This window comes from Legionella stuttgartensis, assembly GCF_977063405.2.
On the sequence record NZ_CDRUHA020000011.1, the window covers coordinates 524,633 to 538,577 of the forward strand.

Below are 13,945 nucleotides of genomic sequence, written 5' to 3' on the forward strand. Positions count from 1 at the left end.
ATGTTTTGTCCTTTTTGCCACGCAGAAGAAACTAAAGTAGTGGACTCACGCTTGGTCGCGGAAGGTGCCCAGGTACGTAGAAGACGAGAATGTCTTGTTTGTCATGAACGGTTTACTACTTTTGAAACAGCTGAATTAATCATGCCGTTAATTGTTAAACGTGATGGTAGGCGTGAGCCGTTTAATATTGATAATTTACGTTCCGGCATGTTGCGCGCTTTGGAAAAAAGGCCTGTGAGTGTTGATGCTTTAGAGGCATCGATTATTGCGATTACCCAGGAAATTCGCCGTCGAGGAGAACGAGAGATTGACTCCCAGATCATAGGTGAATTGGTCATGAAGGAATTATATAGTTTGGATCATGTAGCTTACGTGCGGTTTGCGTCTGTTTATAAACGCTTTAAAGACGTAAGTGACTTCAGACAAACAATAGATCAGATGAATAAAGACTAGGGTAGCTAGGAAAATTTACTTATTCGGCCACTAGGCCCCCCAATAGGTAAATTTTTAATACCTTAGTATTGGCTTTTTTATGCCCCCTCTTAATTAAATTAAAGAGGGGTTTTATAGATGTTTACAAAGAATTCATGAGGTTAAGGTGGAAAAGCAGTCAATTAGCGGTAAAAGAAAAGCCAGAAAATTAGCACTTCAGGCTCTTTATCAATGGTTAATGTCTGGAAGTGATTTAAATGAAATCGAAGCACAATTTCGAATTGTTAACAACATGGATAAAGTAGACGTAGAGTACTTTTGCCGTATTTTACATGGCGTTCCAACTCATGTTGAAACCTTGGAAGCAAGTATTACTCCTTTTCTTGATAGAGAAATTACCGGTTTAAATCCTATTGAGTTGACTGTATTACGTATTGGTTCTTTTGAATTATTACATTGTCCTGAAATTCCATACAAAGTCGTCCTTGATGAATCAATATCATTGACTAAAGAATTTGGTTCTCAAGATGGGCATCGTTATGTCAATGGTGTATTAAATAGCTTGGCACAACAAGTACGTTCAGTCGAAATCAGTCATAACTATGGATGAATTCTCACTTATTAATCATTTTTTTAAACCACTAGATTGTGAACGTGAAGATGTATTATTAGGTATTGGTGATGATGCTGCCTGTGTGCAGGTTTCCCAGGAAATGAATTTACTGGTGAGTACGGATACTCTGGTGTCAGGAGTGCATTTTCTCCCTCAATGGAATGCCTATGATGTCGCATTCCGAGCAGTTATGGTTAATGTGAGCGATATGGCCGCTATGGCGGCAAAACCTTGTTGGATTACTCTTGCTCTAACTTTACCAGAATTCAATCAGCAATGGTTAACTTTATTTACGCAAGGACTAAACGATTCGCTAAACCAATTTGATATGAGTTTAATAGGCGGTGATACCACACAAGGTCCTTTATCGATAACGCTTACTGTTTTTGGGACTGCGCCCAATGGAAAAGCGATATCACGAAAAGGGGCAAAACCTGGGGACATAATCGTGGTTTCAGGTGAATTGGGTGGTGCCGCTTTAGCAGTAAAACTTCTTGAAAATCAGCACATATCTGAGCAAGATAAAGCTGAATTAATGGGCAAATTAGTACACCCAAAACCTCGAGTGGATTTAATTGAATTTTTACGAGGTTATGCAACTGCAGCAATAGATATTTCAGATGGACTTAGTGCGGATTTAAGCCATATCTGTGTTGCGAGTGGTGTTGGTGCTTGCCTCAATAAAGAAGCAATTCCAGTACACCCCTTGCTTGATAAATATTGGTCTGAGAATGCAGTTGAGTTGGCTTTGACTGGTGGTGATGACTATGAGTTATGTTTTACCATACCAGAATATCATTTAGACTCCTTGATGAATGATTTTAAAAGCGCTAATTTGCAGTGTTACCCCATTGGAATTGTTGAGGAACGACCTGGTTTAAGAATGAAAGATGTGAACCATCAATATCATGAGCTAATCCCCAAAGGATACTCACATTTTTAGCCTAGAGGTACGAATAGAACCGAGGGGAGTGACTATTGTAAATTAATGCATTTTGATCCAACCTTCCAAGATTAGCTAAGTAAGAGAAGAAGAAATGAAACCAATAAATTTAGCAAAAAGTGTTTTTCAGGATCCTATTTATTTTATTGCCTTCGGGTTTGGCAGTGGTTTAATGCCGACTGCTCCAGGTACTTGGGGCACATTAGCTGCTATACCCGTGTATTTACTGCTTATGGGTTCGAATTGGGTGGTATACCTTTTATTTACCCTCCTTGCTTTTCTATTGGGCGTATGGGTCTGTGAGAAAGTTTCTCAAGATTTGGGTGTGCATGATTATAAAGGGATTGTTTGGGATGAAGTTGTAGGCTATTTGTTAACTATGTTTATGGCACCCCACGGAGTAAAATGGATGATCTGTGGTTTTGTTTTGTTTCGAATTTTTGATATTTGGAAACCACAACCTATTGATTACATCGATCAAAAAGTACGTGGTGGTTTCGGAATTATGCTTGATGATGTATTGGCCGCAGTGCCTGCCTGGTTATTGATGCAACTTTTAGCATGGAGTTTTGCATAATGAATGAAAACCATAAAGAGCTCATTAGTATGGGCTTAACTGTTGGGATTGTAGTTCTTAGTTTATTTATTATTCATCGTTTTATTCCTTCATTAATATGGGCCTCCATAATCGTTATTGCTACCTACCCTTGGTATGAAAAATGGCGTAGGTTTTTTAGCAATAAAAATAATTTAGCAGCGTTACTGTTTACAACCTTGATTGGTTTGTTGTTTTTACTTCCATTGAGCTGGTTATTGGGCCTGTTAATTAAGGAATTACAGATATTTATTAATTTCCTGCAAGATATAAATAATCAAGGTGGTGCTGCCCCTGTATTTTTAAGAGACTTTCCATTTTTGGGGAATGATTTAGTTGCTTATTGGGATGAGCATATTGGTAAGCCAGGAATGATTAAAAGTTTATTATCTAATGTACATTTATCGCTCACCCCAACAAGCTATTATGTGAAACAAATAGGGGCAAGTTTAGCTCATCGAAGTGTCCAAGTAGGCTTCACGCTATTAAGTTTGTTTTTCTTTTATCGTGATGGCGATCAACTATTATCACAAATTTACCAAGTAGGAGAATATTGCCTCGGAAAAAGATGGTTTCGTTACGCAGATAGGTTACCCAGAGCATTGAGGGCTACAGTTAATGGAACTATAGTAGTTGGGCTTGGGGTAGGTATCTTAATGGGAATTTGTTATGGCTTGGTTGGTTTCCCAGCACCTACTTTAGTCGGATTTATCACCGCACTGGCAGCAATGATCCCCTTTGTTGTTCCTATAGTTTTTATTACGGTAGCAATGGTTCTGTTTTCTTTTGGTAGTATGATTGGCGCAATTGTAGTTTTGGTTTGGGGAACACTTGTAATGTTTGTTGCAGATCACTTTGTTAAACCTGTTTTGATTGGTGGCGCAATTGAGTTGCCTTTTTTAGCTGTATTATTTGGCATTTTGGGCGGGGTAGAAACTTTAGGTTTGCTTGGTTTATTTGTAGGACCGTTGGTTATGGTTTTGTTCATGACGTTATGGCAAGAACCGCAAATTCTGAATCCTAAAAAAACACTTCAGTATTAAAATAAGGATTAAGGCTGTCTCCATCTCTAGATCCCGCGGACAAGCCGCGGGACGTAGATATTATAAGTCTCGGAAAACTTAAGGTGAATTGAAAGGGCGCTGCGCTCGGGCTTGACGATACCCAACTTAAGATTTGGACTCAAGATACAATTATTTATAATTACATTGATCAAAGCGATAAACGATACCAGCGTTCCCCATCTGAACTTGTAAGGTCCGTCCAAAATCGTCGTTACTGGCTGTTGCTAAATAACGATAGGCAGCATTTAATGCCCAGTTTTCATTAAAATTAAAAGTTAGCCCAGCAGTTCCCTGATATGCAAAGGCACCTTCTGTAACACCAAAAGAGGCTGCTCCAAAAGGACCCGTACTATTCAAAGAAGTCTGAATATATGCATATCCAATACCTACTCCTAGGAAAGGAGAGATTGTCGGTAGGATAACATCAGCAAAATCATAATAAATATTCGCCATACCCACATTGGCATTCGTGTTACCTGATACTCCAGTTTGATCAATGAAGTCAACATCAAAGTCTTTGGTATTAGCCCGTAAGTAGGTGTACTCCAATTCATAACGGATGGGGTTACTTTGATAACCTAAACGTACCCCGGCATTAAAACCATTTTCATAAGCGACGTCATCAAATAGAAATCCCAGTTGGTGTTTTGATACATTCCCTGCTATGTGGGTATATCCACCAAATACGCTGGAATACCATCCATTCACTGGTACTGCAGCTACAGCAATACTACTTGATAATAAAGCAGCTGAAAAAAATGCAAATTTCATAACATCCCTTTGTTATTATTTTTTTTGTCGAATCATGTTAACGTGTTACTTTAAATTTGCAAGTATTAGACACGCATATTTTTTGGAAGGAATGATGGAGGTGCTTTTTAATTATAAAAGAGTGTTTAATTTCGGTAAAATTTATCAGCAATATTCTGGAGTTGGCTCGTGATTAGCAAAAACAGATTACCTTCTGTAAATTTAAAAGGGAAACTCTTTATGGCAAAATTTGGAACAAAGTCTATACTTCCAATTGGCATTTCTTATTTAAGAGTTCTTTGTAATAGGATGCCAATGCCAACAAAGATTAAAGCGAATGCTCAAAACATTCATTAGAGCACCTAGTTTTAGCGAAAGCGAGTCCAAATTTTTTCTTTTTGAAGATGCAAGTCTAGGCCATCGGCTAAATGGAATGATGTTTAGGAATGAACAATTGTATAACTTTGCGCGATGTAGAAAAATTAACATGACTATGCCGATACGATCAATTTAGCATAATAATTTTCTACTTGTATAAAATTAACATTAATGTAATGATGAATTTGCATCATGAAAAGGAGTTTCAAAATGCCAAAAAAAAAATCATTTAAAATACCCAAAGAATTTGTTGAACAAGTAGTAGGTATCATTGCAAATGAGTCCGAAGAAGGACGCCAAAAAATAGTTGCTATTGCTCGAAGAGCAGAAAAAAATTATCAGCAACCTGTAAAATCATGGCTAACCGGTTGGGTATATCAGTACACCAGAACTCGGGGTGAAAAAATAGAACAATCAATTAATGTCATGAAAGACTTCCCTGATGCTTATACTCGATTACTAGAATTAAAACTCATGATTAGCGAAGGTGAGTGGAATGTAAACAGCTCCTATAATTATTTCCTCTTTCTAGAATTAATCGATGCAGTCCCTGATTACCAAATGGTTGAAGACAGCCAACTTCCTAAATTTATTATGGAGCTTAAAGAAGACGTATTAGCAGAGATAAATAGCTTTATGTATCAATATAAAGGGACATTGGAAGAGAAAAAAAAGCAAGAAATTGAACGTGAAGCGATGATTCAATCATCAATGCAAGCAGTTAAAGATGTACTAATTTTTAATAATCTTGCCACGGCGAAAAATCAATCGGTGCAACAAGACAAAATTGTTTTTGCTTTAAGTTATAAAAATCCTCAATGGCATCTTTATTGGGTTGATTCAACGGGAGAGGTCTATCCTCTAACTCCGAGTGAAGAATTGGCTCAGAAGCTAGCCACATTTGAAGACCGAGACATCGAAAAATTAAACTCTGTTCATTTAAAACAAGTTAAACGAGAGTGTCTCAAAGCAAGAGAAGAATACCTTGCTAAAGTTCGTTTACTCATCAATCCAGAGAATACCAAAACAAAACTTGCATTAACTAATGAAGATCTTAAAGTAAAAGGAATTACTTCAACTTTTGTTCTACGTTGTGGCGAAAAGGAAGAGATAAGTCTTTGGTGGATAAACAGTCTGGGTAGTGCAAATAAAATTTCATTATCTGATTATCCCAAGCTGGATTTCTGGTTAGCCAATCAGAAAGGAACATTTAAAGAAGCAGATGTTTTGCAGCTTAAAGCCTATTTATTGCAATTGAACACTACTCAATCCATTGCCTCAGCGAAACTGGATGAAATGAATAGTATGTTTTCTCAAGTATTGCATAATAAGCCGAAGCAACAAGCACCTACCAGTCAAGGCAAAATAAACCTGAAGCAATTTGCTCTTATCGAACAACATATGAAAGCTAGGGTAGAAAAAGAAGCTACAAAAACCGCTAACTTATCTAAGGAAGAGATTGTTGATGAGACTGATGTAGAAGTGAAGCCTGACTTATCTCAACGAGAAGCTGTTAAAGAGAAAGAGACAACTATAGAAATCGATTCTAAAAAGTTAGAAAAAAGTAGATATGAAGCGCTTTCAAAGTTACCGAATTTCTGGCAACAACGTAAAATTGCTGCAGAACAATCAGCGATGGAAGAATCAAAAACTTTAACTAATGGTTAATTTTTATCTCCTCCCAGATGCACAAGCAAAACCAGGATAAATTATTATTTACCACGTCATCCTGAGAAGTTTGCGAACGAAGGATCCTCCTGAATTTAGCGTTATATATTGACAGGAGATCCTTCACTGGCATCTTCCATTCATCTTAATAGTTACGTGACTTATAACAATACCACGTCCCACGGCTTGTCCGCGTGAGGTACTGAGCTCGCTTATTCCTGAATGCTGCGAAGATAAGTGGCTGTCGAGGAAAACTTAAGGTGGATTAGAAGTCTGGCATACGGGATAACAAACTTGCGTTTAAAAACCATTGGTGATTGGATAACGCCAGTCTTTTCCAAAAGCAGTTGGACTTATTTTAATTCCTGGTGCCGATTGGCGGCGTTTATATTCATTGCGTTTGATCAAGTGAATTACTTTGTTTACAGTTTCCGCAGAAAATCCTTGTTGAATGATTTCGGCAGGTGTTAAGTACTGTTCCATGTAGGCAACAATGATTGCATCTAATATCTCATAGTCAGGTAAACTATCCTGATCGGTTTGATTTGCTCTTAATTCAGCCGATGGAGCACGAGTTAGAACACGCTCGGGAATGACTTCAGAAAGACCATTGCGATAACGTGCAAGCGCATAAACCTGAGTTTTAAGTACGTCTTTTAATACGCCAAATCCTCCGGCCATATCTCCGTATAATGTAGCGTATCCTACAGCGGATTCACTTTTATTCGATGTTGTGAGTACCATTTTTCCTGTTTTGTTAGACAATGCCATAATTAACAAACCACGAATACGTGCTTGAATATTTTCTTCGGTTGTATCAGGGGCTAGTCCTGTAAAAGCTGGCTCAAGAGTGGTCATCAGTGCATCAAAGGCGGGTTCAATCGATAGTATGGAATGAGATACGTTCAATTTTTTTATTTGAGCTAATGCATCTTCATTACTCATTTGCGCGGTATAACGCGAAGGCATAAGCACAGCATGAACTCGCTCTGCTCCTAAAGCATCTACTGCTACAGTCAAAGTTAATGCCGAATCGATTCCTCCTGAGAGTCCGACTAGAACTCCGGGAAAATGATTTTTATTTACATAATCGCGAGTACCACAAACTAGGGCGTCATAGATTAATGGTTCAAACTTAAGAAGAGGAGCCACTTCACCTTTGATTTGGTTTCCTTGGATTTCAACAGTACGTAAATCTTCTTTAAATGCGGGAGCGCGTGCGCAAACTGTCCCTTGTGTGTCGATCGCTAATGATTGACCATCAAATAATAGTTCATCCTGGCCACCAATTTGGTTCACATAGATTATGGATATACCGCGTTTTGCATAAGATTTTAAAAGCGATTCTCTTTTGTGATATTTACCGCAATCAAATGGAGAAGCATTCAAAATGAGTAGGACAGAAATTCCATTCTCTATCAAATCTTCGGTGGGGCCGGGATGCCATAAATCTTCGCAAATCATTACTCCTACTTTGTAATGATTTATATCTAAAATACATGGAATTTTTTTGCCTGGAGTAAAATAACGTGCTTCATCAAAAATTTCATAGTTAGGTAGATTTTGTTTGTGATATTCGGAAATCTTTTGCCCATTATGAAAAATACTAACACTATTGTACAGCTGTTGTGAGTTACGAGCAGGATGCCCAGCTAGAACATAGCAATCTTTGGTTACAGCTTGTATTTGTTTTAAATGCTCGTTAACTGCTTCTTGAAATTCTTTGCGAAAAAGTAAATCTTCAGGAGGATAACCTGTTAAAGCCAGTTCAGGAAAGAGGATTACATCATGCGCTTCTTGTTCGCTTTTTATAATCTCTATAATTTTATCTCTGTTTGACGTTAAGGCACCTACTGTGGGATTAATTTGTGCCATAAGTACACTAAGCTTATTTTGCATTATATATACTCTAAAAAGATCCAAAGTTCGAGTAAGCAGGTCTGATGACAACGACACTATCTTGGTCAAAATGATGAGACTTTAAAGGATCCAATTCTCACACACGTCGTAAGTTTCGGGTGTTTTAAAATCTCATCATTTTGTCTTAATCTAGCGAATTGTCAACAGACCCTTACATAAAAAGAATCTTAAATTTGAAGATAAAATTGTTAATTAATTTAAAAATTGACTAAAATAGATCCTTTGCCCAGTAAAAAGTCCGTTTTATGTTAAATGAAGCACTCTCAAAAATGCCAGAAGTCTTTGAAGCCAAAATATTATTGCGAGGTCAAGAATATTTTGAAAATGGACATGTGCTCAATATTCGTTTTAGCGATGGACTGTTAAAGGGACGAGTCAAAGGCAGCTCAAGTCAGATTTATGATGTACATATGGATTTGAAAGCTTGGCCCAAGAAATTAGCGCATTGTACTTGTGCGTATCAATACAATTGTAAACATGCCGCTGCTTGTCTGTTTGCTTTGCGTGATAGAGAAAAAGGAAGTTCGCAATCTGTTTCTGGGACTAAGTTAAATAGAAGACTGGATAGCTGGTTGAAAAATTTGCGGGCCCAAGAAGCTGCTGTAGTGAAAGCACCGGAAGTGACTCATCATTTAGTTTATCTCATAGAATTAAGACTTGATGGCTATGAACACCGAGTGGCGATTAAATTAGCTTTAGCCAAGTTATTAAAACGTGGCGGTTATGGAAAAATGATTCCTTTCAATAGTCTTTCTGATTCCAAAAAGCAACATTTTATTGATGATGATAATGAGCTGGTCGCCTTGCTGCTGTTTAAATGTGGTGTTTCAGGTTGGTTTGATACATTAACCATTCGTAATAGCGAATTATTAGAGAGAGTCCTTGCCACAGGAAGAGCTTTCTTTATACAAAATCAGGAGGAACCAATTCACTTAAGTGAGCCTATTCAAGGTACGTGTGAATGGGTGTTATCTCATAATGGCAGTCAAAATTTGTTATTAATGCATGAAGGAAAAGCACTTGAGCCTTTATTGTTGGATGACTGTTGGTATTTTAATTGTTTCGAAAGCAAAATGGGACATTTAACTACTCCATATCCAATAAAACAATTGGGTTATTTATTGGAAGCACCTCCAATACCAATGGATCAGACGGAATTATTAGCAAGTAAAATGGCTCAAACATGTCCTGAATTTCCCATACCTCAAGTTTTTAAAGAACGCGAAGTTCGTAAAGTTATGCCAGTACCGGTGCTTATCCTAGATGCCATTAGTGAGCTTGGTGAAGAATCCTCCTGGCTTTATGATACTGAAGAAGAATTGCATGCCTTATTCACAGCCCATATTGTATTTGATTATGCGGGTTTAAAGATCTCAGCCTCTGAAGAGTGCGACACCGTAGTTTGCCATCAGGAAGGGGTTTTAATTGAATATAAGCGTGATAGGGATTTTGAGAAATCAAAATGGGATGAAGTGCAGAGTATACTTGAGTTGCGGGTGCCAAGAGCTTGGGAAAATGAACAATGGGAAAAAGTAAAAAAAGCTGATTTTGTTTTGCAGAATATTAAAGTTTTGGCGGATTTGGAATTTCTTTACAGCCAATTATTGCCCGAGTTAAAAAGTCGTGACTGGCAAGTCGAGTGCATTAGTTCTTTGTATCAAGAAGTGATTCATGCTGATGATGTAGAGTGGTATTCAGATCTGTATGAAAATACAACCGATTTCTTCTCATACCAATTGGGAATTTTGGTTGAGGGTAAACCAGTCAGTATTGTACCTTTGGTGGCCGATTTGATTCATCGTTACAGTGGTAATGATTTGGATAATCTGCCGGATACACAATTAGTTAAATTACCCTTACATGATGGGAGGGCTTTGCAGTTAGAAATGGGACGAATTAAGCCTTTGGTTCGTTTGTTGCTGCAATTTGGTGTGCGTCATATAGATGAAAACCAACAGGTACAAATTAATAAATATCAGCTTATTCTGATGCGAGAGGCTGAATTAGCTATTGCAGCTACTAAAACTCGTTGGCAAGGGGCTGAAATCTTAAGAGAGCAAATCCGCCAACTTTCTCAATTAACTCAGATTCCTGAAGTACAGCCTCCCACCGGCTTAAATGCGCATTTGCGGGATTATCAGCGTGATGGATTGAATTGGTTACAGTTTTTACGGACAAGTCATTTTAGTGGAATTCTCGCTGACGACATGGGATTGGGAAAAACAGTACAAACCTTGTCTCATTTACAATATGAAAAAGAACAGGGTCGTATAAAGGCGGCGACCTTAATAGTTGCTCCAACGAGTCTTGTTGGAAATTGGCAGGCTGAAGCAAAACGTTTTACTCCTGAATTAAAGGTTCTAATCTACCATGGTTCAGATCGTCATCAGGATAATTTTGATGACTATGACATTGTTGTTTCTACTTATGGGTTAATACATCGTGATAAAGATAAATTTATAGCTTATCCATTCTATTACCTTATATTGGATGAAGCGCAATTTATAAAAAACGCGCGTACCAAGACCACGCAAATTATTCAGCAATTACATGCGACTCATCGTTTATGCCTGACGGGTACACCTTTGGAAAATCACTTAGGTGAGTTATGGTCTTTGTTTCATTTTTTAATGCCTGGTTTACTAGGTGATGCAAAACAATTTAGACTTTGGTTCAGAACCCCTATAGAGAAATATGCAGACTTGGGTAGACGGGAAGTACTCACTAAGAGAGTACAACCTTTTATATTGAGAAGAACAAAAAATCAGGTGGCTCGTGAATTGCCTCCCAAAACTGAAATGACCCGCACTATAGAGATTGTTGGCTCCCAGCGTGATCTCTATGAAGCGATTCGTATGAGTATGGAGAAAAAAGTTCGTGATGCCATAGCTAAACAAGGATTAGGTAAAAGTCATATTCTTCTTTTGGATGCACTACTGAAGTTACGTCAAGTGTGTTGTGACCCTAGACTATTGTCATTGCCAGCAGCAGAAATCGCCCATGGAACTTCCGCCAAACTAGAAGCACTAATGGATTTATTAGATAATTTGGTGGGTGAGGGTAGGCGCGTTTTGGTTTTTTCACAATTTACTTCGATGTTGCAATTAATTGAAGATGAATTACGCGCAAGAAATTATGATTACTTAAAGTTAACAGGTCAGACAGTACATCGGCAGGCAATGGTGGAAAAATTTCAGGAAGGAAAAACGCCTGTTTTCCTTATCAGCTTGAAAGCCGGGGGTACTGGACTTAACCTGACACGTGCTGACACAGTAATTCATTATGATCCCTGGTGGAATCCAGCAGTAGAAGACCAAGCGACCGATCGAACACATCGTATAGGTCAAGAAAACCCTGTGTTCGTTTATAAGTTGATTACCTCAGGTACTGTTGAGGAAGCTATTTTAGGGATGCAAGAGAAAAAGAGATTACTAGTAGAAGGTATTTTATCTGCTGATCCTGCCAAAGCGATGACTTTAAGTGAAGAGGATGTCGAGCAGTTTTTTATGCCCCTAGTATGAGTTGATGTTATTTTCTAGTAGCCTCCAATGTATATTTTACCCCAGATAAACATCCATTTTTTAAATTTATTCTATTTAAAACTGGCATAGTTTTCGATCATGGCATAAGCTATAAATGATTGTAAACACGGAGAAAATTATGAACTTATGGAAGCTAGCTTGTGGTTTTTTTGTTGCCGCGTTCTATTTACCTGCAGCACTTGCCGCATCTCAAGCACCGGTAGGTACCTGGGTAACAATTGATGATAAAACAGGTAAGAAAAGAGCAGTTGTTACCATTAGTGAGTCTGGTGGTACTTTAAACGCTGTTATTAACAAGGTATATCCACAACCTGGTGATACTGGTATTTGTGAGAAATGTCCTGGTGGATTTAAAGGTAAGAAAATTCAGGGACTACAGTTTATGTGGGGATTAAAAAACGAAGGCAATAATGAATGGAGTGGTGGGCAAATATTAGATCCTAAGTCAGGTAAAATCTATCGTGTCAAACTCACTGTCCAAGGAAATAAACTCTTGGTGAGAGGATATGTGGGTGTTTCTTTATTAGGCCGTACTCAAGTTTGGCAAAAGCAATAATTTATCAATTGAATTCACCCCGAATAGTTTGGTTCGGGGTGACATCCTTTTAAAAGAACATTACAATAGACATCGTTCCAAATTCTCATAATGTCACTACCATGTATGATCTGCAAAATTCCAAAAAGACGGTTGATCCTTTAAAACGCCCACCTCATTCCGTGGAAGCGGAACAATCCATCATTGGTGGATTAATGTTGGACAATGAGGTTTGGGATAAAGTCAGCAATAAATTATGTGAAGCTGATTTTTATCGCACTGAGCATCGAATTTTATTTCGAGCCATTTCTTCTTTGGTGAAGAAAGATCAACCTTTTGATGTAGTGACCCTTCTTGATGCATTAAAGTCTTACAACGAATTGGATGACGCAGGCGGGGAAGCCTATTTGTTTGAACTGGCAAATAATACACCCAGCGTTGCTAACGTATCTGCTTATGCTGATATTGTGCGAGAAAAATCGGTACAAAGACAGCTTATTGCTGTAGCTACTGAGATTGCTGATTCGGCTTATAATCCTGGGGGTAGGCAAGTCCCTGAGTTACTTGATATGGCTGAAACTCGAGTTTTTGCTATAGGTGAACAAACAGCCGGTGATGGTGGCCCTGAAAATATAAAATCCGTTTTAGTTCGTGCAGTGGAAAAAATTGATGCACTTTATCATAATGGTGATGCGATTACCGGACTTGCTACTGGCTTGTCTGATTTGGATGAAATGACCTCTGGATTGCAGCCTTCTGATTTAGTTATTGTTGCAGGTCGTCCCTCTATGGGTAAAACGACTTTAGTGATGAATATGGCAGAGCATGCTGCAATTAAATCTGGAAAACCTGTACTCGTTTTTTCTATGGAAATGCCCTCGGATTCTTTGGCAATGAGGATGATGTCTTCTTTAGGACGTATTGATCAGCATAAAATTAGAACGGGTAAACTGGATGACGATGATTGGCCTCGTGTCACTTCTGCCGTCCATATGCTTTCGGAAGCTCCTTTATTTATTGATGATACTCCTGCTTTAAGTCCTGGTGAAATGCGTGCACGAGCCCGTAGGTTGGCCAAGGATCATGGAAATATTGGGCTAATTGTGGTGGATTATTTACAATTAATGAAAGTACCAGGCTTTGGTGCTGATAACAGAACGGCAGAAATCTCTGAAATTTCACGCAGTCTCAAATCGCTTGCTAAAGAGTTGCAGGTACCCGTTATTGCTTTGTCCCAGTTGAATCGAAGTTTGGAGCAACGTTCAGATAAACGACCCGTTATGTCTGACTTACGTGAATCGGGTGCGATCGAGCAAGATGCTGATTTAATTTGTTTTATTTATCGGGATGAAGTCTACAATGAAGATAGTCCTGATAAAGGAACAGCAGAAATAATTGTAGCAAAACAAAGAAATGGTCCTATTGGTAAGGTACGTGTAGCCTTTATTGGTAAATACACCCGTTTTGAAGATTTAGCGTTCAATGGTTATCAAGGGGTAGATTAA

Annotated in this window: 11 protein-coding genes; 9 read left to right on the forward strand and 2 right to left on the reverse strand. The window is 38.3% G+C overall.

Features of this window, described 5'->3' with window-relative positions; genetic code table 11:
- The 5 genes from nrdR (at nt 1) to ACWTEW_RS04570 (ending at nt 3,626) form a co-directional block, all read left to right on the forward strand.
- A complete protein-coding gene (gene nrdR / locus ACWTEW_RS04550) occupies nt 1-453 on the forward strand; it encodes a transcriptional regulator NrdR (protein WP_058468406.1) in 453 nt (150 codons plus the stop codon).
- 145 nt (nt 454-598) lie between these two features.
- On the forward strand, nt 599-1,042 hold the full coding sequence (gene nusB, locus ACWTEW_RS04555) for a transcription antitermination factor NusB (protein ID WP_454780578.1): 444 nt from the start codon (nt 599-601) through the stop codon (nt 1,040-1,042).
- Nucleotides 1,035-1,988, forward strand: a complete 954-nt coding sequence (gene thiL, locus ACWTEW_RS04560; protein WP_454780579.1) for a thiamine-phosphate kinase — start codon at nt 1,035-1,037, stop codon at nt 1,986-1,988. Before nusB ends, thiL begins: the two co-directional genes overlap by 8 nt.
- A 94-nt stretch (nt 1,989-2,082) precedes the next feature.
- Nucleotides 2,083-2,565, forward strand: a complete 483-nt coding sequence (locus tag ACWTEW_RS04565; RefSeq protein WP_454780580.1) for a phosphatidylglycerophosphatase A family protein — start codon at nt 2,083-2,085, stop codon at nt 2,563-2,565.
- A complete protein-coding gene (locus ACWTEW_RS04570) occupies nt 2,565-3,626 on the forward strand; it encodes an AI-2E family transporter (RefSeq protein ID WP_454780581.1) in 1,062 nt (353 codons plus the stop codon). Before ACWTEW_RS04565 ends, ACWTEW_RS04570 begins: the two co-directional genes overlap by 1 nt.
- Nucleotides 3,627-3,776: 150 nt before the next feature.
- On the opposite strand, the gene ACWTEW_RS04575 is transcribed toward ACWTEW_RS04570, so the two are convergent.
- Complete coding sequence (locus ACWTEW_RS04575) at nt 3,777-4,418, reverse strand: outer membrane protein (RefSeq protein WP_454780582.1); 642 nt, start codon at nt 4,416-4,418, stop codon at nt 3,777-3,779.
- 567 nt (nt 4,419-4,985) lie between these two features.
- Here ACWTEW_RS04575 and ACWTEW_RS04580 point away from each other — a divergent pair.
- The gene (locus ACWTEW_RS04580; protein ID WP_454780583.1) at nt 4,986-6,443 is read left to right on the forward strand and encodes a hypothetical protein; all 1,458 of its coding nucleotides are present in this window, start codon (nt 4,986-4,988) and stop codon (nt 6,441-6,443) included.
- A gap of 300 nt (nt 6,444-6,743) precedes the next feature.
- On the opposite strand, the gene ACWTEW_RS04585 is transcribed toward ACWTEW_RS04580, so the two are convergent.
- The gene (locus ACWTEW_RS04585) at nt 6,744-8,342 is read right to left on the reverse strand and encodes an NAD+ synthase (RefSeq protein ID WP_454780584.1); all 1,599 of its coding nucleotides are present in this window, start codon (nt 8,340-8,342) and stop codon (nt 6,744-6,746) included.
- 266 nt (nt 8,343-8,608) lie between these two features.
- Here ACWTEW_RS04585 and ACWTEW_RS04590 point away from each other — a divergent pair, with 266 nt between their 5' ends.
- The 3 genes from ACWTEW_RS04590 (at nt 8,609) to dnaB (ending at nt 13,945) form a co-directional block, all read left to right on the forward strand.
- Nucleotides 8,609-11,884 (forward strand): DEAD/DEAH box helicase, encoded by a 3,276-nt coding sequence (locus tag ACWTEW_RS04590; protein ID WP_454780585.1) that lies wholly within the window; start codon nt 8,609-8,611, stop codon nt 11,882-11,884.
- Nucleotides 11,885-12,023: 139 nt separating this feature from the next.
- Nucleotides 12,024-12,461, forward strand: coding sequence for a DUF2147 domain-containing protein (locus tag ACWTEW_RS04595; protein WP_454780586.1), 438 nt, complete (start codon nt 12,024-12,026; stop codon nt 12,459-12,461).
- A 101-nt stretch (nt 12,462-12,562) separates the two neighbouring features.
- Nucleotides 12,563-13,945 carry a replicative DNA helicase gene (gene dnaB / locus ACWTEW_RS04600; RefSeq protein ID WP_454780587.1) on the forward strand — a complete coding sequence of 461 codons (1,383 nt, stop codon included), beginning with the start codon at nt 12,563-12,565 and terminating at the stop codon, nt 13,943-13,945.